21 protein-coding genes are annotated in these 23,096 nt (G+C 33.7%); all 21 read right to left on the bottom strand.

All coding sequences use genetic code 11. The features are described from left to right. Positions 1 to 4 precede the first annotated feature (4 nt). A complete protein-coding gene (locus MHN79_RS09200; RefSeq protein ID WP_239172644.1) occupies positions 5 to 1,435 on the bottom strand; it encodes a mannose-1-phosphate guanylyltransferase/mannose-6-phosphate isomerase in 1,431 nt (476 codons plus the stop codon). A 109-nt stretch (positions 1,436 to 1,544) separates the two neighbouring features. Then, positions 1,545 to 2,636: a glycosyltransferase family 4 protein gene (locus MHN79_RS09195; RefSeq protein WP_239172643.1), complete on the bottom strand. Its 1,092-nt coding sequence runs from the start codon at positions 2,634 to 2,636 to the stop codon at positions 1,545 to 1,547. Next, on the bottom strand, positions 2,623 to 3,756 hold the full coding sequence (locus MHN79_RS09190) for a glycosyltransferase family 4 protein (RefSeq protein ID WP_239172642.1): 1,134 nt from the start codon (positions 3,754 to 3,756) through the stop codon (positions 2,623 to 2,625). The genes MHN79_RS09195 and MHN79_RS09190 overlap by 14 nt, the downstream gene beginning before the upstream one ends. Positions 3,757 to 3,799: 43 nt before the next feature. Continuing rightward, positions 3,800 to 4,696, bottom strand: a complete 897-nt coding sequence (locus tag MHN79_RS09185; protein WP_239172641.1) for a hypothetical protein — start codon at positions 4,694 to 4,696, stop codon at positions 3,800 to 3,802. Between the two features lie 360 nt (positions 4,697 to 5,056). Next, a complete protein-coding gene (locus MHN79_RS09180) occupies positions 5,057 to 6,385 on the bottom strand; it encodes a hypothetical protein (protein WP_239172640.1) in 1,329 nt (442 codons plus the stop codon). Beyond that, the gene (locus MHN79_RS09175; protein WP_160931655.1) at positions 6,378 to 7,325 is read right to left on the bottom strand and encodes a GNAT family N-acetyltransferase; all 948 of its coding nucleotides are present in this window, start codon (positions 7,323 to 7,325) and stop codon (positions 6,378 to 6,380) included. Before MHN79_RS09175 ends, MHN79_RS09180 begins: the two co-directional genes overlap by 8 nt. Beyond that, the gene (locus MHN79_RS09170; protein WP_239172639.1) at positions 7,315 to 8,373 is read right to left on the bottom strand and encodes a glycosyltransferase family 9 protein; all 1,059 of its coding nucleotides are present in this window, start codon (positions 8,371 to 8,373) and stop codon (positions 7,315 to 7,317) included. Before MHN79_RS09170 ends, MHN79_RS09175 begins: the two co-directional genes overlap by 11 nt. Next, entirely contained in the window at positions 8,366 to 9,712 is a 1,347-nt protein-coding gene (locus tag MHN79_RS09165) for a hypothetical protein (RefSeq protein WP_239172638.1), read from the bottom strand. Before MHN79_RS09165 ends, MHN79_RS09170 begins: the two co-directional genes overlap by 8 nt. After that, positions 9,702 to 10,247, bottom strand: coding sequence for a methyltransferase domain-containing protein (locus MHN79_RS09160; protein ID WP_239172637.1), 546 nt, complete (start codon positions 10,245 to 10,247; stop codon positions 9,702 to 9,704). The genes MHN79_RS09165 and MHN79_RS09160 overlap by 11 nt, the downstream gene beginning before the upstream one ends. Then, complete coding sequence (locus MHN79_RS09155; protein ID WP_239172636.1) at positions 10,244 to 10,900, bottom strand: acylneuraminate cytidylyltransferase family protein; 657 nt, start codon at positions 10,898 to 10,900, stop codon at positions 10,244 to 10,246. Before MHN79_RS09155 ends, MHN79_RS09160 begins: the two co-directional genes overlap by 4 nt. Position 10,901: 1 nt before the next feature. After that, entirely contained in the window at positions 10,902 to 12,059 is a 1,158-nt protein-coding gene (gene neuC, locus MHN79_RS09150; protein WP_160931665.1) for a UDP-N-acetylglucosamine 2-epimerase, read from the bottom strand. A gap of 47 nt (positions 12,060 to 12,106) precedes the next feature. Continuing rightward, on the bottom strand, positions 12,107 to 13,114 hold the full coding sequence (locus MHN79_RS09145; protein WP_239172635.1) for an N-acetylneuraminate synthase family protein: 1,008 nt from the start codon (positions 13,112 to 13,114) through the stop codon (positions 12,107 to 12,109). A 4-nt stretch (positions 13,115 to 13,118) separates the two neighbouring features. Next, positions 13,119 to 14,558, bottom strand: a complete 1,440-nt coding sequence (locus MHN79_RS20980) for an oligosaccharide flippase family protein (RefSeq protein ID WP_239172634.1) — start codon at positions 14,556 to 14,558, stop codon at positions 13,119 to 13,121. Then, a complete protein-coding gene (locus MHN79_RS09135; protein WP_239172633.1) occupies positions 14,555 to 15,973 on the bottom strand; it encodes a hypothetical protein in 1,419 nt (472 codons plus the stop codon). The genes MHN79_RS20980 and MHN79_RS09135 overlap by 4 nt, the downstream gene beginning before the upstream one ends. Then, a complete protein-coding gene (locus MHN79_RS09130) occupies positions 15,963 to 16,679 on the bottom strand; it encodes an acylneuraminate cytidylyltransferase family protein (RefSeq protein ID WP_239172632.1) in 717 nt (238 codons plus the stop codon). The genes MHN79_RS09135 and MHN79_RS09130 overlap by 11 nt, the downstream gene beginning before the upstream one ends. After that, a complete protein-coding gene (locus MHN79_RS09125; protein WP_239172631.1) occupies positions 16,666 to 18,078 on the bottom strand; it encodes an aminotransferase class I/II-fold pyridoxal phosphate-dependent enzyme in 1,413 nt (470 codons plus the stop codon). Before MHN79_RS09125 ends, MHN79_RS09130 begins: the two co-directional genes overlap by 14 nt. After that, on the bottom strand, positions 18,075 to 18,926 hold the full coding sequence (locus MHN79_RS09120) for a TIM barrel protein (RefSeq protein ID WP_239172630.1): 852 nt from the start codon (positions 18,924 to 18,926) through the stop codon (positions 18,075 to 18,077). The genes MHN79_RS09125 and MHN79_RS09120 overlap by 4 nt, the downstream gene beginning before the upstream one ends. Next, positions 18,926 to 19,690 carry a formyltransferase family protein gene (locus MHN79_RS09115; RefSeq protein ID WP_239172629.1) on the bottom strand — a complete coding sequence of 255 codons (765 nt, stop codon included), beginning with the start codon at positions 19,688 to 19,690 and terminating at the stop codon, positions 18,926 to 18,928. Before MHN79_RS09115 ends, MHN79_RS09120 begins: the two co-directional genes overlap by 1 nt. After that, the gene (locus tag MHN79_RS09110) at positions 19,687 to 20,736 is read right to left on the bottom strand and encodes an N-acetylneuraminate synthase family protein (RefSeq protein ID WP_239172628.1); all 1,050 of its coding nucleotides are present in this window, start codon (positions 20,734 to 20,736) and stop codon (positions 19,687 to 19,689) included. The genes MHN79_RS09115 and MHN79_RS09110 overlap by 4 nt, the downstream gene beginning before the upstream one ends. A 62-nt stretch (positions 20,737 to 20,798) precedes the next feature. After that, entirely contained in the window at positions 20,799 to 21,872 is a 1,074-nt protein-coding gene (locus tag MHN79_RS09105) for a GDP-L-fucose synthase (RefSeq protein ID WP_239172627.1), read from the bottom strand. Positions 21,873 to 21,880: 8 nt separating this feature from the next. Further along, positions 21,881 to 23,032 carry a GDP-mannose 4,6-dehydratase gene (gmd, locus tag MHN79_RS09100; protein WP_239172626.1) on the bottom strand — a complete coding sequence of 384 codons (1,152 nt, stop codon included), beginning with the start codon at positions 23,030 to 23,032 and terminating at the stop codon, positions 21,881 to 21,883. Positions 23,033 to 23,096: the final 64 nt, after the last annotated feature.

Genomic DNA, 23,096 nt, shown 5'->3' with positions numbered 1-23,096 from the left:
GTAGTTAGTAGTCACCGCCAAACTTCGATGCTTGCTCATCAAAGCGAATAACATCATCTTCTTCTAAGTAAGACCCAGAGCGGACTTCTATAATCTCTAAAGGTACCTGCCCTGGATTTTCTACAGAATGAGGAGTCCCAACTGGAATATAAGTTGACTGATTTTCAGTAAGAAGGAAAGTTTCATTACCTTTTGTCACCTTCGCCGTACCTGATAACACAACCCAGTGCTCAGCTCTATGATGATGCATCTGTAGCGCTGTTTTTTGTTTCGGCTTCACTAATACTTGCTTAACATGGTAACGCTCACCTTGAGATACTGTCTCATGAGAACCCCATGGTCGGTATACTTCTTGATGCTGTTGGCACTCTGCTCGGTTCTGTTGCTTTAACTGATTTACTATCGATTTTACGTCTTGAACTTTATCTTTATCTGCCACAAGTACCGCGTCTTTTGTTTCTACGATGATAAGATTTTCCACGCCAACAGTAGCTACAAGCTTATGTTGTGAATAAATATAGCTGTTACTAGTCTTCTCAGTTAGTACATCACCACGAATAGCATTATCGCCCTCATCCTTATGGCTAGCCTCCCACAGTGCAGACCAAGAACCAACATCACTCCAATTAGCATCCATTGGCACAACAATGGCTTTTTCTGTTTTTTCCATTACCGCGAAATCTATTGATTCATCGGGAATCTGAGAGAATAACTCGGATGACATGCGAATAAAGTCTAGGTCTTTAAAGTGACTTTCATAAGAACTCTCGCACGCGTTGAAAATATCAAGCCGAAACTTAGCCAACTCTTCGAGATAGGTAGACGCTTTAAATAAAAACATCCCGCTGTTCCAAAAATACCTTCCATCCGCTAGATACTGCTTTGCCGTTTTCAGGTTAGGCTTTTCAATAAAATCATCAACAACAAAACCGCGGCTTTCATCATCGGCTGTAACCATATCGCCAGCCTTAATATATCCGTAGCCTGTCTCTGGTGTGCTAGCTTTTATACCAAAAGTTACCATATCCCCACGCTGAGCATAAGGAATCGCTGCTTGCACAGATTGATGAAAAGATTCAGTATCCTTAATCAAATGATCAGCAGCGAGAACCAACATCAAGGTATCCTCACCGCCAGACAGCGCAAATTTTGCTGCTAGAGCAATAGCTGGGGCAGTATTACGCCCTATAGGCTCTAACAGTATGCCACTATGATTGATATCAATGCGCCGCAGTTGCTCAGAAACAAGAAATCGATGCTCTTCATTACAAATAATGACTGGTGGCTGATGGTCAATACCTTGAATCCGAAGGAGCGTGTCTTGCAACATTGATTTGTCGCTAGCCAAACTGATAAACTGTTTAGGGTGAGAATCTCGTGATAACGGCCACAATCGCGTTCCAGAACCGCCAGCCATAATGACAGGTAAAACCATTTTTCTTACCTACAATTTTGTGATTTTAAAATGCAATGAGCAAATTACATGATACATTGCTACCAAGTATATCCGGCACAGTAAATCCTATGCTAAAACAAGCTAGCTGCTAGCTTAAAATGATTTTTGACAATTTGTTTATATAGTTGTGTAAACTATAATGATTCCGAGCGTGGTATCGATTAAAAACTTGTATCGATTCTAATTTATCACGGTCCACAATTAACTCTTCAAGCGCTTCCGCAAGCTTTTGAGAAGAACCGGGGATGACCAAAGCTCCGTTACTTGAATTAACAATATACGGTAGATAACGATAATTTGAAGTTACGATAGCATTTTTTGTAGCCATTGCCTCAATAATAGAGATCGGGAATGCCTCCGACTTATAGTAACTGGGCAAAACAAATATGTCAGAGTTGAGTAACAGTTCAATTTTATCTTCGCCATAGACTCCTCTCAGGTATTTAATACGAACGTTAGATTCCAACAATATGTCAAACTTTTTCTCAACTTCATCAGCACTCATTTTTTCATCTGACATAAATTCTCCAGCAATGAAAAGATCTACATTATCGAACTTTTGACAAATAATATTAAACGCTTCCATCAACTCGAATATACCTTTTGTAGCAATAATATTTGACAGATATATTAATCTAATATTTTCAAATCTATCTTGATTATTTTTATTAAATTTATCATCTATTTCGCTATCATAGAAATTAGTAACCACCTCTATATTCATACTAGGAAAATCTCGGAATTGCTCTACCATAACGTCAAGTAACACAATTGAAGTGTGAACCTTATGATAAGATTTGATCAGTATCTTTCGATAAAAAAATGAAGATGATCTAACAAAATCATAAAAGTCTGAACCATGTAAATGGTTAATTAACTTTACACCTAAGAGAGAGCAAACATTAATAAGAATAACATCTTTAATACTGCCCATAAATGATCGACTGCAAGTAAAGTACACAACATCATAATTTCTTGACAATAGAAAAAAAATTATTTTAAAAATATTTAAAATGTATATCATTGCCTTAAAAATACTATATCTAGTATCAATATTAGTATTAATAATATCTTTGTTACTAATTTTTAATTCATGTAAAAGAGTAGAAAATGCTATTGACTGCCCTGTCACTGGAGGAGAAATAGGACCAACAAATAAAATATCCTTACTTTTCTTCATATATACTTACCGATTTTTTCGCAATATTTTCCCAAGAGTAGTTTAGAGCTATTTCACGAGATTTTTTTTTGTATTTTTCTAGGCAGTTGCTTTTAATAATCTTATGAATATGTTCTGCCACAGTTTCAAAGCATAACTCAGGCATTATAATTCCGTTTTCATCAATAAGATGATCGATAGTTTTATTGTTAGGAAGAATCATTGCGACTTCACAAGCCATAGCTTCCTGAATGGTATTTGATGGTACCCCTGGCCAAATACCAATATCAGCTGCAGAATAAAAGTCTCTCAATTTTTCATTTTTTTGAAAAGGGACCCTAATCACGTGCTCTGATATATCGGATGATTCATTTGACAACAATTTATTATAATCATCATCTGCATCACCGATAAGAATGATAAATATATCATCATGAGAAAATTTAATAATAAGCTCTTTAATAACTTTTAAAATGAATACTATTTTCTTTGACTCATTCTGTTTTCCAGCATTGACAAACACAATACCTTGATTTAAGTTGAACTGCTCTCTTACTCTTCTACTAGCTGATTCATCGAAATAAAACCTATCAGTATTAACTCCTAAATGGTTGATCTTAGCATCTCTATCTATGATAGAAAATTCGTTTCTAAGAAACTCTTTAGCTTCACTTGTTGTTGGCAAAAAACAAGCTATTCGATTTTTAGATAATCTATAAAAAAAACTCCAAATTTTATAATAAACTTTATTTGTCAAACTCTGATAGTTTGATACTTGATAGTCTGAATGAGAGTCGATAAATAATTTATATTTTTTGTGTAATGAATATAGTATGAACTGAAAAAAATTCAGGTTCGTAATTCCATGTAAATGAACTATATCTGGAGAAAAATCGATAATTACTTTTTTAGAATTAAAAACCACAGATGCTTTAGATTCAATTTCAAATATGGATTTCAATCTCAATATTTTAACTCCTTTACAGTAATAAAGGCCTGGCTCCTTCAACCTGATTCCCAATATTTTACCTACATTTTTATCATAATCTGGAAATGGAAAATACCGGTCAGACGTAACAACTAGTACTTCATGACCAAGTTTTTTTTGAAAGTAGGGCAACCAATTCTCTTGATAACCCATTCCTTCCTGATAATAACTAATTACGTGTAATATTTTCATATTTTTATATTTTTATCAATTTATGATACTGCAATATCGATGCTGACAATAATGCTAAGAATAATATTGTGGGAGGGTTAATATAAAACCCCATTCTAAATAAATTAGTGAATATAAACAAAGCTGATATATGATTTATAACAACAATTGTCTTAATATAGCTTGACGTATCATGATTTATACTAGATTTAATAATGCAATACCAAAGAAAATAAAAAAATAATCCAATACCTATTAATCCAAACTCTACCATGATACGAGCGAATCCTATTGTACTTCCATCATCATCAACAATCATACCTATTTTTAACCAATGACTCTCGGCAATGTCACTGTAATTTCCCATTCCTACGCCAAATACATTAAAATCATAGATTGTTTCAGCTATACTTTTAGCTCCAATGTAAAATAAAGAGCTGGTTGCAATAGTACTACTACTTAAATCAAGTTCATTAAAGAATAACCCTGAATTTATCAACTTTTCAGACACTGCATCTTGAGAGAGAATAAATGGAAAAACTGACATAAATATAGTAAAAGCTACATACTTTTTAAGTTTACTTACTTTATTAGAAAACGTAATAACTATAAGAATAGAAATAATTAAAGAAAGAAATGCATGTGCAGAAAAAGTCAGGATAAAAGCAGCAAAAATTATAATAAGTTTAAAAAAATTTGCCTTATATAACATTCCTCTAAAGTAATGTTTAGCGAACCCTAAAAGAATAGCCGGAAGTATATACATGCCAAGTCTGGAAGGCTCATCTAATAGTGATGCGATTCTGAGAATCTTTAGATCTTGAAAATGCCAAAAATCTGGGTTTTTGCCTTTCGACAAATAAAATAAAAATTCGCTATCAATCAGAAATAACAATTCCTGAGCAATACCAACAAGAGACACGAAGTAGGCAATGTTGAAGTAACAGTTAATGATTGCGACTAAATCTTGTTTTTCGAAATAATAGTAATATGAGCAATAAATAATAGAAAAATATGCTAACGTCTTAATATTGCTTAAATATTGATCTGAAATAAATATAACATTAAACAATACGAAAAAATTAAAAAAAACGAAGCCAGAAGAAAAGTTAAAACCATCTCTTACTTTAAAGATCAAGACTATAGAAAAGAAGAATATAAATACTAACTTGAAAAAATTAGGGTCTACTCTAGATGAAAAATATATTAGAATACTACTAGATATAACAGCAGTATGAAGTACTTCTTGTATTATTTTATTCTGTATATTCATAATAACAAGCTATATCGATTCATTGATGATTTTAGATAGTAAATCAGCACCTGTAACACTTTGAAAACCCATTGACTTAGCTGATTTCAAAATAGGTATATAGACATCATTGAACCATTCATCCCACTCATCACTACAGTTACCAGGATGCCAAAGGAATGTAAATAACCCGTGATATTTCTCAACTTTTTGGAGTATTTCAAAAACCATTTGATAAGCCACGCTAGTATTTAAATTCATATAACCCTTAAGTGTCTGATCCATTACTAATAGTGGAAATTCAAAAATATCGATGGTTGTATTATTTTCTAGATCAAAAACTTTGAATGGCATACAAGTCCCTCTTCTAAAGCCTATCATGTCAGGAAACCCAAGAGTAGAATCATAACAAAGGTGTTCACCATGAATTTTAGATGTTCTAGAACAAGTATACTTTAGGTAATGTTGCCTTCCCCCTAGCACATTCTTACCTAGCAGAGACTTCTCAAACAGAAATTGTTTATCGTTATCATATGATTTGAGAGAACCATGTATTCCAACTTCAAAGTCATAGTTAAGTATTAAATTGATAGCATTAACAATATTTTTATCATGGATATGATAAAAATTATCTAATTTACATGTAGGATTGGTTATAAAAAAGAATGTTGATTTAAAACCTAGATTCAAAGAAGTTTGAATAATTTTATAGAATCCATGGTAATAGGGATCTTTTTCAATGTCACTCTTACTTTGAACAAGCTCTATTATGTTAAATTTACTTGGTTTAAGAATAGATTTAATTATTGAAGGAATAATATATCTATATTTATAAATACCATCAACGTCATGAGTTAAAAATATTCCCGCTTTATCACTCCAAATATTAACCTTGCTACATTTAATTCCATTATCATTTAATAGCAATACGATACTATCCCTATAAGTATCTACAAGAGGATTATTATACAAATTATCATCTTTATAAAGAGAATATTGATAAAGAAAACGATCAAATCTATCTCTTCTAGTATTAATATATTCTTCATAACCAGATAGTAAAAAAAATGCACTTGCAATTATATCATTTGAAATTGCATATGTATTATTAGACTCGTCCTTTCCCAAAGGTGAACGAGGCATGGATTCTTCTTTTAAATAATTTTTCCAAAAACTAAAATTGGCCTCTATGATTATTTTTTTGGATTGAGTTTTACTGATTGAAATATCATATATAATGTGAGCATCATCTGTGCTATTAACAATTCTAAAGTTAATATCTATATATCTAAAGAGCTCTTCAAATGTATAAACAGCAGAGTTTAAGTTTATATCACTACCGATATAAATGTTAATCATTCTTAACAAAATCTCTTAATCTCAAAGCAAAAGACTGAATTTTTCTTACTTGAAACATAGGCGTCTGTATAGTAGCAAACCCTCTGAAATAACTTTCAATTGATTCTACCATTGTACCTTCAAAATCAAATTTTCTTCCAGTTTTAATTGCAAAACTGATGGCTTCAAGCAAAATTAAATCCATACCTCCAATACCTTTACACTCAGTATCAACGCCACCCATCAAATAATAAACTTTATTTGAGTCAAATACAAAGAAACCTCCAGCAACAAATCTATCATTATAATTAGCAATAAGTAACTTGACTGAAGCTCTTTCACTACAAGCATTATAAAGCCGTTTAACCAATTCTAAACTATAGGGAATTTTTTTATTATGCCTAGTGTAAGTTTCTCTATTCAACTCATAGAATTGTTCTACGTCACAACTTTCACTAACTACAACACCTTTTGCCAGCGCTTTTTTTCTTCGCCTTTTAATGTCAGGGTCCAACATATTCTCTAATTCTTCGGAAGAAGTAGCATTTACAATATAAGTATAAGTGATGGTTGAATTATAACCGGACCAGAAAAAAGGTAAGATATTCTTTACTGTCGTGGTGAAATTTTGCTGAAAGTAATCATTTTTGGGTATTTGAGATATCAAATTACGATACACACTTTTTTCAAAAGATAGACGCTTAAAGCTTTTTTGCTTACTAGGATACCTAATGTAAGGGCCCAAAGTATGTGTGAGCCTTGGCATAGTTATAATTTCAAAAGGCCATCTCTTCTTTAGATAATAGGGCATACTGGCGACTATCTTTCCTCCGACTTCGAATAAAGCAACGTCCCAATACCCGTTTTCACATACTATATCAAGCCACCAGTGCTGACTAAATATAGGTATATCATTTTTAGATTCGCAAAACTCCCTATAGCGCTGTTTATTATTCACCATGCAAAATCCTTTTTACCTCTTCGAAGACTCCATCTACAGTGATACCATCCATGCAACCTGGATATAACTTTTGAAGCTCTTGTTCGTTACCTTTAAAGTTATACATTTTACAAAAACATTCAGTTTTTGAGTACAGTACAGTAGAGTTTGTTCCTAGAGGTCTAGTTCTTGTGAAGTCTGTTGGTCCATAAAGAGCAATTAAAGTGCAACTTAATGCGTTGGCCATGTGCATTATGCCGCTGTCATGTGCAATTACTAACCTTGAGTAGCTTAACAAACTCGCCACCTCTCCAATCGAGGTATGACCAGCTGTGTTAACTATAGGTAACCCTAGCTCTAGGATAGGTTTTATATCGTTTTCGTAATCACCTGTATCTCCAACTGTTACTATCTTAAGTTGCGGGAAACGAAACGAAAGTTTTTCTATAAGGCTAACGAAGTTGGATGCTGGCCATTTTTTTGCACTAACAGAGCCATTTGCCGCACCAATTTGAAGCACCACATAATCATGTGGGGTTAATTTAAATCTATCTAACAAAGTAATATCATTTTCTATACTAATGAATGTCGTTTTATTACGAATAATTGGGCCGTCGACCAATGCCTCTAATAGATCAAAGTTTAAATCAATTTCATGCCTTCCTGGCAACAATGGAACTAGTAAATTATTTGGCATCATAGAAAAGAAAAATATTTTTTTTAAGCTTTGTACATTTACATGAATCAACCTTTGCTTTATACCCGATAAATAAGAGCCAAAAAATAAAAATCTCTTGTTTGAATCAAAAGGTAATAATAAAACGTCATAGCTATTTTTTCTTATCTTGTAGAAAAATTTTAACTTTTCTATGATAGAGCTACTCTCCTTTAGCAGATAAATTTTGTTCACGAGATTAGAGTTATCCAGTACAAACTCTGTTCCATACCCATTACCTGCGATTATATCAATATCAGAATTTGGAAAGTATACCTTTAACGCCTTAATTACGGGGGTCTTTAGGATAAAATTACCTAGACCTGTATAACCTGATATAAGTATTCTAGTCATGGAGTGAGTTAACCAACTTGTGTTTGACATTAAATTCATAGTTACAGAAAAAACGACTCAAATCACATCGTTGCTTGTGACCAAAATCTGGGTTCTCTATATGTCTACTAATGCATTCATATAGTTGCTTCTTATCAGTCACAATAGAAATTGCGCCAGATTTTACTATGAAATCATAATGTGTACTTTTATACCATTCATTTGCATTATTCCATGAGGATTTGGATATAGAGCTATCTATATTAAATGCTATACATATTACGGGAGAATCGAATATTATAGCATCAAGAGATATTGTTGATGCCAAATTAATAACAACATCTGAATATTTCATTAACGAAATGAATTTATAAATATCTTCTTTACTATCAGAAATTTTATCATTTACTTTTGCGGCAAAATTTCCACTGGGTTCGTCAATTATTACTTTTTCTATTCCAGAGAAAAAACTAATATATTGTGATATTCTTTCAGTAGGATGTAGACGAATAATAATATATACATCTTCGTTTCTCATAATATCAATAAGATATTCAATAAACAGAGGTTCATCTGGAAAAACTCTACTGGCGGAACAAGTGTATGTGATGACCTTATAACCTTTCTCTAAACCATATGTCTCATAGAAAAACTTTCTATCTACCATATCGGCAAATTTCTTGTACCCGAAAAATTGAGGGACACCTATAATACTGATTGAGTCGCTCGATATACCATGTAGCTCAACAGCCTGCTGTTTCATTACCTCGTTCCAAACAAGAACTCGATTCGGACTAGCAGAAAAAAAACCACGTGCAGGCAAATTGTCCCAACTATGTATTAGTAATGTAGAATAGGTTGATTTATTGTACGCTGTTTTCAGAATGGCCTTATCAATAGGATCGTCAGAACTAAGTACAAGTATATAGTTTGACAAAGCGATTAGACTTCTTATTTTTCTAGGTAAAAATAAGGGATAGTGTGAAGAGAAAAAATCATACTTCCCATAGAACTTACCCAGTATTTTAGAGAGATTAAAATATAAAACAAATAGAAATAGTTGACGATCCCTCTTTATATATTTATCAAGTGTTTTAGTTTTATGCTTTTGATAGAATGAGTATAGCTGTAATTTCTCCAGAGGTAAGAATATCTTCCTTAATATTTTTTGAAAAATTCCTATTTTAAATGAAACAACCTTTTTATTTTTATTTCTTAGAATATAATCTATTTGGGAATCTTTAAGAGTAATATATGTCACATCATAATTATCTTCTACCTCATCGATAACACCGGATGTAATAATATTTCTATAGCTCATACCCATAAAAATAGGTATTAATAGACTTTCATTTTTCAAGATGTATTTCCAAGCCAGTTATTATGTTGTTTAATAATGATGCCATAAATCCTAGAACCCATTTTCCTATAGGGTTATAAATGACAAAGTATCGACTTAATAGCCTAATTTGTAAATAAGGTCTAAGAAAACTCACGCCAAATCCAATCTTTTTTATCTTAAATCTAGCTGATGTATAATAAGGTCGATTTTTACAACGATCTTTACTTGGATCAAAAAAATCAAATGTAAACTCATTAAACTGACTTGTATGGGTAGGATCCGTAATAGCTTCATAACTGTTCCAGAATGGAACAGCAATGTAAATCTTTGCTCCTGGTTTACAAATCCTATGTAGTTCCTCCATTACCTTGATTGTATCTGGCAAATGCTCTAATACATCTTTCATGAATATTTCATCAATACTACTATCTTGCCAAGGCCAAGGATAATTGCCGAGATCATGAACAATGTCTATACCCTCCAAAGCAGCGACATCATGATTTATCCATCCTGGTTTAATGTCACTACCGGCACCAATATGTAGCTTTTTCATCTTATAAGCCTTTCAATAATTTCCCAATCTTCGTAATCATCAATATCAAAACTATTTAGCTTGGTCATAAAATATGGAAGGATCTTCCCGCCCAAAATATAGTCATTCAATCTTTCTTTACGAGTTATATAAATAGCCGCACCATTTCTTGCGTATTTAGTTGATACCTCTTGTCTTCTTTTTATTTTCTCGTTTATCTTTAGGTAATTTCCATCTAATTCCATCAATTTTTCAGGCATGTAAATATGGGGCACTTCCACTACACTAACTAAAGAATCTACTTCAATATCTGCAGAATAAGTCGCTATTGCTTCGTTAATATCTGCTTGGTCTCTAAGGGGAGAAGTTGGCTGCAAAGTCATTACTGCATCAAAGTTATCTGCCATTTTATTGACTGCATGCTGTAAAACTGGTAAAGTTGGTGTTTCATCTTTAGCAAGCTCCGCTGGACGTTTTATTACTTCCACACCATAATTAGCAGAAACTTCCGCTATTTCATTGCAGTCAGTAGACACAACGACACGGCTGAGATTAGAATTTTTCGCCGCCTCTATTGTGTAAAATATTAGAGGCTTACCTTTTAGGAGCTTTATATTTTTTTTCGGGATCCCTTTGCTTCCACCACGCGCAGGGATGATACCAAGTATATCCATATTAGTATGTAATCGTCTTTTGTACAGGTGGTGAACAATCAGCTAAAATATTAGCAATTTTTTTACCAGCAGTACCATCTCCATATATATTACTACGCTCGTACCTTCCATGTTCAAGCTGGCTAATTATAGCATCTTTTATTTTTCTATAGTCATAGTCGACCTGTAAAACATTATTAGCATGTAAACGTTTGTTTTGACGAGTGCCAATATTAACAACAGGAGTTCCGATAAAAGCACACTCACGAATACCAGAACTACTGTTTCCAACTAAACATGAAGTTGTGTTCATTAAATGTATGTACATTTTTGTAGGCAAATTCTTAAATAAGTGCAACCAAGATGGATTGTGCTTCTCACGATAAGTTCTTATTCCTTTACTAATATCATCGCTTCCAGCATCAGAATTCGGCCACAACATTATTGTAGGCAGGTGGAGTTCTTCCAACGCTTTAAGCGTTTGTTCAATTTGTTGCCTATTATTTCCAAACTCAGTAGTAACAGCATGTTGTGAAACCACTAAAAAAGGCATACTCAAGTCGAGAACTTCACCGACTCCACCGTAATTCACAAACAAATCCTTTAGTGCAGAATAACTATCATTCGTTAGCTCTTCGGCAACTAAGTCCATCCTGGGGCAACCGACGTTAAATACATACTTTTCATCTTCCCCCATTTTTATGATTCTTTCTCTGGAGTCCTCATTAGCAGGAAAATGAATATGTGCGAATTTTGTAATCGCGTGTCGAATTGATTCATCAATTGTTCCAGTGACTTCCCCCCCCATAGTATGAACAACTCTTATGTTCATATAGGCTGCAGCTAAAGTAACCGACATCATCTCATATCTATCACCGACCACCACTAACATATCGGGTTGTAGGTTATCGAATACCATTGCCGCGTCCATAAGGCCTAATCCTGTAGATTTAGCCATAGTAGCTGGGTTTTCACCTTCTACGATGTTGTGAAAAACATAATCAGGTTCAAATCCGTCTCTTCGGATCAGAGCTTCCACCCTACCAAAACGCTCCAAAACCGCGGATGCACCCAGAACTATTTGCAATTTGAGCCTAGGATGGCAATCTATAGCGCTCATAACTGATTTGATACTGCTATAGTTAGCTCTGCCACCTACAAAAACACATATTTTCCGCATGGTAAACCTTAACCTCAAAATTAAAATTAGTTTTAGACCATATACATTTAACAGACATCATCCCAATTAAATTTATGGTTCTTATGGACTTTACACTTTAGCTTTTTACCAAGAAGGCTCTTATATTCTTTCGCCGGTATACCATCCCCCGGCTTCTTAAAAGCCAAGTCTTCAATACTTAACTTGTGCGAAGGATCCAAATCTTTTTCAGCAACGATAGACTTTTCAAAGGTTATCTTCATACCACCTAATGATGCAACCTTTTGATCTTTGTTTACGTCACAGTTCAGAGCGATATCCACTTGACGAATTTCCTGCACTAAACGCTTAAATTCATCAGGCTCTGTAGAATTCATCGCATCACTGCCATACATTTTTTTTGATAAAGTAAAATGTTTCTCTACTACAGTGGCGCCCTTAATGACAGCTGCTAGGGGTACAGCCACACCTAGTGTATGGTCACTATAGCCAACCTCTATATCATCATATCTATTCTTGAGTTCCTCTAAAATATTCAAGCCAGCCGATTCTGGTGGGCATGGATATTCAGATGTGCATTGGAGAACAACCAGATCATTACACCCATTCTCTTTGAGCGTTTCAACAGCTTGGTCGAGCTCTAGCCAACTACTCATTCCACTAGATAAGAGAACACGCTTACCCGTTCTCGCTACTCTTTCTAGCAATGGCAAATTATTGACCTCACCGGAAGCTATTTTGTATGTGCTAACTCCTACGGCTTCCAACAGCTCAACAGCTTCTAGAGAAAAAGGTGAACTAAAGAAGTCTATATGAAGTTCCTCTTGACTATATCGCTTGAGTTCACGCCAATCTTCAAGAGAAAACGCCGTGCGTTCAAAGTACTCTTTTCTAGACTCATCCTTAAAGTAGGGTGGGTTGGGGGCATCAGGTAAGCTTTCTGCTTCAAATATATGAGTTTGCATTTTTACAGCATCAACACCAGTCTGTGCAGCTGCCTTTATGAAACATTTAGCAAGTCCTAAACTGCCTTCGTGGGTATTGCCTAATTCAGCAATAATATAGGTTTCCTTCATCAAATTAAGCCTTATATTTGAAAATAGATAATTTCATTATATTCATTTTATAACCAATAAATAATCCCAAAAACACCAATATCAGTTTATAAACGTAATCAATTATAGTTATATTTATAAAGTTTGAATTTATCCAATATGATAATATCAGAGTGGAAAAAGAATAAGTAATAACCATGAACAACTGCTTATGAAAAAGTATAACCCCATAGGAATTATAAGAAATAAATTCAGAGATAATATAATTAAAAATGAAAGATATTAAAGTGCTTAAGACAGCGGCGTTAATTCCATAAATTGGGATTAACCAAAGATTCAATGAGATATTTACAATTCCTGAAAATATATTTACAAATGCAATCCTACCAGTTTTTTTATCGTAAAATAAAGCACAACTAGAGAAATTATATAGAGCACGAAAAATATAAGCAAAACTAAGAAATGGTATATATTGCCATGCTTCCAAATAGTCATCATTAAACAATAGAAAAACCATCTCATAAGAAAATAAGGATAGAATAGTTATAAACATAGAAATAATATACAAAAAAACTAAAGCAATATTTCTAGTTTCGATGATAGCTTGATCCTTAGACTTCTTACTTACACTATTAAAGTATGGCAAAAATGCACTATTAAACTCATTGGCCATCATCTTAAATATACTAGATATCTTATCAGAAAACATATATAGTCCAACAATACTAATGGAAACATACTTCTCCATAATGATTCGATCTGAGTATAAAAAAATCAACCCGGAAATACTGTAGGGTATAAGTGGAATCGAAAATTTCAGTGGCTCTATAAGTAGTTTGTAGTTAAAACTCAATATAATAAATTTACGAGTGACGATATAATATGTAAGAAATGTTACTATTGACGATATAAATGTACCTTCAATCACTCCATAAGCTCCTCTTTTTAGTACTATAACCTCCATAATATTAACTAGCAAAGAAAACAAAAATAAACCAAGAGATATTTTCATGATCAGCTTTGCTTTTTGTTGAACTCTTATAAGGCTAGAAAATAATGAAGTAAATATCCCAAAATAAGAAGATAATACGCCAATAAAGAAAAGTTTCTCATGGTCAATCAAACTAGGAAAAACAAAATATACTATATCAGACAAATATAATATCAAAAGTAACGTGACTACTGTTGATATAAAAAACAAAAAAAATAGAATTGTAGATATAAATACCTTTAAAGATCTAATATCATTATGGTATTCAAAATAAAAACGAGTTAAAGATGAGGGTATTTGTAAGGTCATTAGCAATGGCAAAAAACCTTGTAAACTCATTACTAATGCGATAATACCATAATCTTCAGGTGTTAAATATTGGGTATACACTGGTAACATCAAGAAACCTACTAATGTTGGCAAAAATGCAGCTAACATATAGTAATATGAGTTCTTAAATACCTTACTACTCACTTTGATGAAACCTCACTAATTAAGTTAACATAGCGACTTATCGTATTACCATCAAAAACGTCTTCCTTAGAAAGGTTGAACCAATCCTCAGAAAAATCTCTATGATCAATCAATCCAGATTTCAAACCCTTTATTAGATATTGTTTATCTTTTATCTTAATAATGCTATTTAAAAAATCATACATGTTGTAGCCTAGATCATAAAAATCTAGGACAGCGGAGTTTATCCCACAGAGAACTGCCCAAACTACGGTGGATGAGTATGTAGCAACGAACAAATCGGCAACAACAATAACATTAGCCAGTCGTTCTTCGAGAATATGACACCCAAACTCTAACTCTATAAATTGATAGTCACTTCTGATCATTCTGGGGTGCAAAGAAACTAGTACATTTACCTCTAGTTTACTTACCGATGAGAGTATGAACCTAACCTCCTCCCAGTGCCTATCCCAGGGAAGTATATGATGTTCACCGAGCTGTGGTAAGGCAATGATGACAGTTTTTTTCTTGCGGTCTAGATGATATTTACTAATGACCATGCTAACTATATCGTTCTTTTTAATATAAGCTTGATATAAAGTATCATAGGATATATCTCCTACAACCTTTATTTTTCTTTCGTCTACACCTTTTTCAATATACTGATCAGCATAATAATTATTATTTAAGCATAATATATCACTTTTACCCTTTCCCATTACAAATGGGTCAGAAGTGAGCACTCCAAATTTTTTCAACGCGCTAGCCACAGGGTGACGATAGTAATAGTAACCTCTTGCAGACGTATGAATAAATTCTTTCTGCGATTTTTTAACATAATTCGATATAAACAGATCAGGAGTGACATATTTTGTTTCTGGGTTATTAAAGAAGATCCTCTCCTCATCAGAGTAATCTACTAAATAAGGAATAATAGATGTAATATTTAGTTCCTTAGATATTTTCAAAAATACAGGTTCAATACCAAGGTGCCTATCACCATTGACAAACATTACATTAAAATCATGTTTTGAAACTATATCTTTTGCAAAAAGGTAGGAATCATATAATTTACTTATGATTTCGTCTTCTTGTGAAAAAAGTTTTTTGGTGTAAAACTTTGATGATCTAATATATTTAATTAAATCTATTATCTTATTTTTTAATCCAAACGGTACTAATGAAAAAAATATTTTTTTCATATTTAAATTTAGGTTAATGTTTTTTCTTCTAGTTTTACATTTAATATTTAAATTATTAACAACATTGAACTCCATATTTTCTATGATGTCATAGTATTTATGATAGACATTATCACTAATAAAAAAACAAACAGACATACTGCTTGAATGTTTTACTAAACTACGCGCAAGATCAAGTTCATCAAGAAATCTTTGAGGCTGACCTGACACTATTAACACTTTAATTTTCATTATTTCTTTCTGTAATTAAGACCTCTGAGAATTTAAAGTCTAGTTTACTGTCAATATCAACTGAACTTTCTTGACTCATTTTATATGCATATATATTCTCATTAATAAAAATACAATTATGCTCTAGAAACTTTTCAACATCGCAGATATATATCGCACCATTAAGTCTATAACCAGTCTTTAAGTCTTGACTTCTAGAAGCTATAGATACCTTCTCAAGAAAATTAGACATTTGGTTATCTTCAGGAAGGATTCCACTCCACTGAATCGGATGCTCCACTTCACAAACGGAGACTACAGCATCAGCGCTCTTACAAAATAGATATTCAATAGCTTCATCTATATGGCACTTTGTTCTAAGAGGGGATGTAGGCTGTAAGTAAACTAGATAATCAAAATTTTTGCCTAACTTCTCGCGATAAAAAGTAATTGTATGTTTAATAACATCCGTTCGAGTGGAAAAATCATCAGCCAGTTCTGCCGGACGTATAAACGGTAGCTCGGCACCAAACTGAGTCGAAACTTTAGCTATTTCAGAGTCATCGGTGCTAACCATAACTTCGTCTAAATATATACTGCTTAATGCGGATTCAATAGTCCAAGCTATAAGGGGCTTCCCTTTTAAATCCTTTATATTTTTGCCAGGTAACCTTTTGCTTCCACCTCTAGCAGGAATTATGGCCAAAAAAGACTTATTTTTGTACATCGACCATAATACCTCTAATTTCATTAACATCTTTCAAGCTTTCATATGTAGGTAAGTTCAGCCCAATTTTTGAAATCTTATGAGCAACCGGAGTTTCAAATTTACAATATTTTTTATATATATCCATAGCACTTAAAGGATAAAAAAATGGTCGAGCATCAATTCCCCTATCTTTTAATATACTTATAAAAGCATTTCTACTGATATTATCTTTTAGTAAAACGCTTACTAGCCAAGTAATTTTGGTTCTGCCATTAATATCATTTTGAAATGTAAAACTTTTACTATCTAATACACTTCTATATGCTTGTTCGTAGAGGTTTCTATTATTATGAATGTCATCTATTCGCTCTAGCTGTGCAAGGCCAATTGCTGCTTGCAAGTTGGTCATTCTGTAGTTATAGCCTACTACTTCGTGCCAGTATCTTTTCGTTTTACTCATACCATGATCTCGTAAAACTCTCATTTTCTGATCAAGCACAACATCATTTGTTACACACATACCACCTTCACCAGTAGTAATGACCTTATTGCCAAAGAAAGAGAAACACCCTATTTCACCAAAACTACCCACTTTTTTGCCTTGATACATAGCACCATGAGCTTCAGCACAATCTTCAATTACTTTTAAGTCATACTGATTGGCTAACGTGATTATACTTTCCATATCGCAAGCTTGGCCGTATAAATGCACTGGAATTATTGCTTTGGTTTTAGGAGTGATTGCTTCTGCAATCTTAATTGGGTCAATACACCAACTCTCCTCTTCCACATCCACAATGACTGGAGTAGCATTAGCATGTAGAACAGCATTAATGCTTGCAGCAAACGTTAAATCGGGGACAATAACTTCATCGTCTTCTCCAATATCAAGCGCTAGCAATGCTAAATGGATAGCGGCTGTTCCGTTTGAAACAGCAACACCGAACTCACAATCTGAATACCCTGAAAATTTTCCCTCAAATCTTGCAATATACTCACCACTACTTGAGATCCAGCTACTCATAAATGCATCGGTGAGATACTTAAACTCGTTACCACTTAAATTGGGTATTGCCACAGGAAACTGTGAACCTCGTTTACACTCGAAAAAGTCCACAAGATGAAAATCTTCATCAACAATCGGAATCACTCTTATGGCTTCATTAACCTTACTTAACAATTTCTCATGACTATCAGTCGTATAACCATATGAAAAGCTTGGAGAAAGTATTTTTCGAACAGGTTCTTGCAACCCAGTGTCATTTAGAAGAGCCCTGCGAATATCGCCATCTGTCACAACTCCATGCATGATAAGGTCTTCATCAACAACAAATGCTATATTCATTGCATTTTCATTAATAACCTTCATCACCTCGATCAAGCTATAGTTCAAATTACACACTAGTTTCTTAATCATTCTACAACTCCTTGTATTAAGTCATAGGTTTCTTTTATTTTATCAATGCTTTCATAAACTTCTAATGTAAAATCTTTATTTTTTGTATCAAATTTCTTCAAAAGACACGATAAGTCCGAGTCTTTCTTAATAGCCAAGTTTAAATCATGAAAGCCATCATTATCACTTAAATGGATATATGAGCTTTTAGGAAATAATAAAGAAAATTCCTCTTCGAAGTTTAAACCAAGAGTTTTGGCGCTGACTTTTAAATGAGCGACATCAAGCAATAGGTTAAATTTCATCTCAGAGTTTAAAACATTAAACTCTTTTGACTCTGTAAGCATAAATATGTTTTCACCTTTATATGTAATATGATTAGTAGATGAAAAAACATTATTTTCTATATATAAATCAACTCCGTCAGAATACTCCAGTAGTCTTTTGTAACCTTGCTTAAAGCGCATTATCGATTGTTCTTTGTCAAATAGCTTATCTTTAGATATTTTCTTACCAATTTCTTTAACTTTTATGTCGATAAAAAATCCAGCATGAAAACCAAATTTTTTTGCTCCTAGCCTCTGAGATAATTGTATCGACTTAGTCAGATGCTCAATTGACTTATCAAATATCTCATCACTCAAGGAAGCCAAGTTTAGAACGAAGTGCTCTTTCGGTGGAGGAAAGTAGTTATGACATAAGTAATTCAATTTATACTTATCTCTTAACTCTAGTAAATCAAGTTCAAACCCATCATAAAGCTCAGTTCCACCTGATAACTCAATGTTCTTAAATCCAGCATTAGCTAACTGACTGACTGAATTTTTGATACTATCATTTTTTACACATGATGAAGATATATAAATCATTACCCTACCTTAAACTTATGTTTAATTTTCTCTAAATCATAGATACTGTTAGCCTCGATAGTAAAACCATCATTATCGGTAAAAATAGCTCCTTTAAAAGGTGGAAAGTACATGGCCCTAACGAACCGCTGAGCTTCGGAAAAAGTACAATTACTTACTTCCCTTACTCCACCATATGGTAGCTCTCTCTTATAATAAGAGGCTTCCCCACATTGAGCTTCTCCATTATATTTATCAATCAACCTATTAAAAGCCACTCTAAAATTTGAGACAAAAAGAGATATCAACTTATTATATAAACTATATGCGGTGTCATGTTTTGATATATCAATTTCATCTTGGAGAATAATATTTCCATCATCTATTTTTTCATTTATATAATGAAATGATATACCTGTTTTCTTTTCATTATTTAAAATTGCCCACACGCTAGACTTGGTCCCTCTATAAGCAGGTAATAAAGAAGGATGAAGGTTCATAGCTTTATAACCAACAATTTCCAAAACTCTTGGCTTTATAATGTACCTATAGTAGACAGATATTAAAAAATCAGGATTAAACCCTCTCAGAAAATCATCATGTTCATTAATGCTAGTATAATGAAAAGTAATATTCATATTATTAACATGCTCTATGAATGTATTATTTTCAGGACTGTCGTGAGTGAACACGACAATATCCTCTATTTTTATGTTAACAATATTTAATAGCTGATATAAACATTCAAGTCCAGCTCTACCAAATCCACAGTAAATTATTTTCATATGATTTCTATAATATCATTTGTATTGAAATCTCTTGTAGCAATCTGGCCAAGAATATCAATACTATAAATAGGAGAGATTCCAATACCACCTGTTCTCTTAGCAACAATATTTTCTTCAGTGAACAGGTCACCTTGTTTAATATCACAAGCCGCAACTAAACACTTTTGTAAAGATGCACGTGTTCTAGTTTCTGAGAGATTTGGAGTCTTTACTGCGGTCCCCATATATGAATCAACCCTCCTTACTAAGGATACAAAGTCTTTCAACTCTTCGGGAGACAAAGATGCTTCATGGTCTGGGCCCTCAAGTGATTTATCAAGAGTAAAATGTTTCTCAACAACCTTAGCACCCATCGGAATGGCAAATGGCGCCGCACCTACTCCCACTGAATGGTCGCTATACCCAACTAATACATCAAAATTTTCTTTGAATGTATCTATAACCTTAAGATTCGCCTCTTCATCTCTTATCGGGTAATTAGCAGTACATTGTAGCAATACAACATTCTGATTAAATTTATAAATGGTTCTTAAAGCTAATTCAATTTCCGATAGATAAGTCATCCCAGTAGAGAGAAAAATTGGCTTTCCTTTTTTTGCAATTTTCTTTAGGAAAGGAAGGTTAGTAGTATCCGTTGAGGCGACTTTATAAGCTAGTAAGTCTAATGAATCTATTTGCTCGAGACTATTTTCATCGAAAGGGGTAGTTAAGAAAATAATTCCTTTTTCTTGACTATAACTCTTTAACTCAACATTCTGTTCCTTTGTTACTTCGAGTTTACGGAGCATATCCATTTGGCTTTCTGATACAGCGGTTGTTTTCTTTTGATAAGGAGCTTTCTCGACATTATCTAAAATCAAGTCATCAGCACTAAATGTTTGAAACTTGACAGCATCCGCGCCTGATTCACTAGCTAAATCGATAAGCTTTTTAGCTACAGCCAAATCACCACCATGATTTACACCTGCTTCAGCAATAACAAATGTAGCAGAAGAAGTGGATATAACTTTATCACCGATAAAAATCTCTTTATTAAATTTCATTAAGTAGTTACCTATAAACTGACTGTATAATGAGTGTAGTGCTTAAGGCTCTCGATTAAAGTTTAAGTTGTATAGTTTTGTGAACAGTACCAACTATATACTTGCTGTATGCCTTCCTCTAACCCAATAGTTGGTTTCCAACCTAATTTATTAAGGCGAGTCGGGTCTGTTAATTTTCTATATGTCCCATCAGGTTTACTTAAGTCAAACACTAACTCACCATCATAACCTACGATCTGTTTTATTAATTCAGCCAAGTTACCAATTGATATATCGACCCCACTACCGATATTGATATGTGGATGGTGAGAAGCCTCTTGATAGCAATCATGATTCCCAAGCGCTAAGATGTCTGAAAAGTCGATATTTTCCAATAAAAAGATGCAAGCTTCAGCCATGTCGCTTGAATGAATGAACTCTCTTCTGGGATTACCAGAGCCCCATATCGTTACTTTTTCTTGTGTGATGCCCATTTGAGATAAGCATTTAAGTGCTTCTTCTCTACTATCAACCTTTAAATCATGTATCACCGAGTCATAGTCGCGATTTTTTAAAAGCTTAGAGAGATGTATTTTCCTGACTAAAGCGGGAAGAACATGAGAAGTATGAAGATCAAAATTATCGTTTGGCCCATAGAGGTTGGTCGGCATAACAGAAATAAAGTTTGTACCATGCTGTAAGTTATAACTTTCACACATCTTGAGCCCTGCAATTTTAGCTATTGCATACGGTTCATTGGTATACTCCAGCGGCGATGACAACAGGCAATCTTCCTTCATCGGCTGTGGGGCATTCTTTGGATAGATGCATGTACTACCTAGAAAAAGTAGCTTCTCAACACCATATACGTAACTTTGATGAATTATATTATTTTGTATTTGTAGGTTTTCATAAATAAAATCGGCCCTATAAGTGTTGTTTGCGATAATTCCGCCAACTTTTGCCGCAGCCAACACTACATATTCAGGCCGAACTTCTTTAAAAAACTCTTCTACTGCATTCTGATCCAGTAAATTCAATTTATCTCGATTTCGAGTTATAATATTTTTGTAGCCACAAATTTCTAGTCTTTTTAAAATGGCACTGCCAACTAAGCCTTTATGTCCAGCTATGAAGATCTTACTATCCTTTCTCATGCGCGAACCTATTCGAAGTAGTTCATCGTTTTATAGCCACCTTCTTTCAGGTATTGGTCCTTTAACATCAATTTAAGATCGCTACTCATCATATCTTCAACGAGATCTTTTAAATCGTACTCTCGATTCCAACCCAATTTTTTCTCAGCCTTGGTTGGATCACCCAATAGCAAATCCACCTCTGTAGGCCTAAAATATCGAGGGTCAACGCACACTACCTCCTGTCCAATAGCAAGAGTACCTAAGTCCATATCACACTGTTCTGCTTTGCTGTCATCAATAGACGCAATTAGGCCACGTTCATTAACTCCCGAGCCCTCAAAGCGTAAGTCTACCCCTACATATGCGAAGGCAAGCTTAACAAAATCTCTTACCGTGGTCGTCTGGCCAGTTGCAATAACCCAATCCTCAGCATTATCGTGTTGAAGAATCATCCACATCATTCGCACATAATCTTTAGCGTGCCCCCAATCCCTTTTAGCATCGAGGTTACCAAGGTACAGTTTGTCTTGTAATCCCAGTACAATTTTAGCTGCAGCTCTCGTAATCTTTCTTGTCACGAAAGTCTCTCCCCGCACAGGACTTTCATGGTTAAACAAAATGCCGTTACAAGCAAAAATATCATATGCTTCCCGATAGTTCACCGTGATCCAATATGCATACATTTTAGCAACTGCGTAAGGGCTTCTAGGGTAAAATGGTGTAGCTTCTGTTTGTGGCGTTTCTTGAACTTTTCCATACAGCTCTGACGTCGAAGCCTGATATATTTTAGTCTTATGTTGTAATCCAAGTAGGCGGATTGCCTCTAAAATTCTCAAAGTTCCAGTACCATCAGCATTAGCAACATATTCTGGCGTATTGAATGATACTGCAACATGAGACATTGCTGCTAAATTATATATTTCATCTGGCTGAGTCTCTTGAATAATACGGGTTATATTCATTGAATCGGTCATATCACCATAGTGAAGTATGAAGTCTCGGTTTTCCACATGTGGATTTTGATATAAATGATCAATTCTATCAGTATTGAATAGTGAGCTACGACGCTTTATTCCGTGAACTATATATCCTTTTTTTAAAAGAAACTCCGCGAGGTAAGATCCATCCTGTCCTGTAATTCCTGTAATTAAAGCTACCTTTTTATCAGATGAAAACATTATTAATAGTTCCTATGAATTTATAATAAAGCCAATGTTAATCTTTAGATATTTATATTTAAAC

Origin of the sequence: Vibrio sp. Of14-4, assembly GCF_022347625.1 — a bacterium.
GTDB classification, from domain to species: domain Bacteria; phylum Pseudomonadota; class Gammaproteobacteria; order Enterobacterales; family Vibrionaceae; genus Vibrio; species Vibrio pristinus.
Note: the sequence above shows the minus strand (reverse complement) of the source record. Positions and strands in the feature narration are given on the sequence as shown.

Bases quoted from the DNA above. Each gene is read 5' to 3' on its own strand.
- MHN79_RS09110 (WP_239172628.1), bottom strand. From the start codon at position 20,736: ATGAAATTTAATAAAGAGATTTTTATCGGTGATAAAGTTATATCCACT.
- MHN79_RS09200 (WP_239172644.1), bottom strand. From the start codon at position 1,435: ATGGTTTTACCTGTCATTATGGCTGGCGGTTCTGGAACGCGATTGTGG.
- MHN79_RS09190 (WP_239172642.1), bottom strand. From the start codon at position 3,756: ATGGGTTATCAAGAGAATTGGTTGCCCTACTTTCAAAAAAAACTTGGT.
- MHN79_RS09170 (WP_239172639.1), bottom strand. From the start codon at position 8,373: ATGACTAGAATACTTATATCAGGTTATACAGGTCTAGGTAATTTTATC.
- MHN79_RS09115 (WP_239172629.1), bottom strand. From the start codon at position 19,690: ATGAAAATAATTTACTGTGGATTTGGTAGAGCTGGACTTGAATGTTTA.
- neuC (WP_160931665.1), bottom strand. From the start codon at position 12,059: ATGCGGAAAATATGTGTTTTTGTAGGTGGCAGAGCTAACTATAGCAGT.
- MHN79_RS09130 (WP_239172632.1), bottom strand. From the start codon at position 16,679: ATGTACAAAAATAAGTCTTTTTTGGCCATAATTCCTGCTAGAGGTGGA.
- MHN79_RS09120 (WP_239172630.1), bottom strand. From the start codon at position 18,926: ATGATTTATATATCTTCATCATGTGTAAAAAATGATAGTATCAAAAAT.
- MHN79_RS09175 (WP_160931655.1), bottom strand. From the start codon at position 7,325: ATGGTGAATAATAAACAGCGCTATAGGGAGTTTTGCGAATCTAAAAAT.
- MHN79_RS09195 (WP_239172643.1), bottom strand. From the start codon at position 2,636: ATGAAGAAAAGTAAGGATATTTTATTTGTTGGTCCTATTTCTCCTCCA.
- MHN79_RS09145 (WP_239172635.1), bottom strand. From the start codon at position 13,114: ATGAAGGAAACCTATATTATTGCTGAATTAGGCAATACCCACGAAGGC.
- MHN79_RS09125 (WP_239172631.1), bottom strand. From the start codon at position 18,078: ATGATTAAGAAACTAGTGTGTAATTTGAACTATAGCTTGATCGAGGTG.
- MHN79_RS09105 (WP_239172627.1), bottom strand. From the start codon at position 21,872: ATGAGAAAGGATAGTAAGATCTTCATAGCTGGACATAAAGGCTTAGTT.
- MHN79_RS09155 (WP_239172636.1), bottom strand. From the start codon at position 10,900: ATGGATATACTTGGTATCATCCCTGCGCGTGGTGGAAGCAAAGGGATC.
- MHN79_RS09160 (WP_239172637.1), bottom strand. From the start codon at position 10,247: ATGAAAAAGCTACATATTGGTGCCGGTAGTGACATTAAACCAGGATGG.
- gmd (WP_239172626.1), bottom strand. From the start codon at position 23,032: ATGTTTTCATCTGATAAAAAGGTAGCTTTAATTACAGGAATTACAGGA.
- MHN79_RS09135 (WP_239172633.1), bottom strand. From the start codon at position 15,973: ATGAAAATTAAAGTGTTAATAGTGTCAGGTCAGCCTCAAAGATTTCTT.
- MHN79_RS09180 (WP_239172640.1), bottom strand. From the start codon at position 6,385: ATGATTAACATTTATATCGGTAGTGATATAAACTTAAACTCTGCTGTT.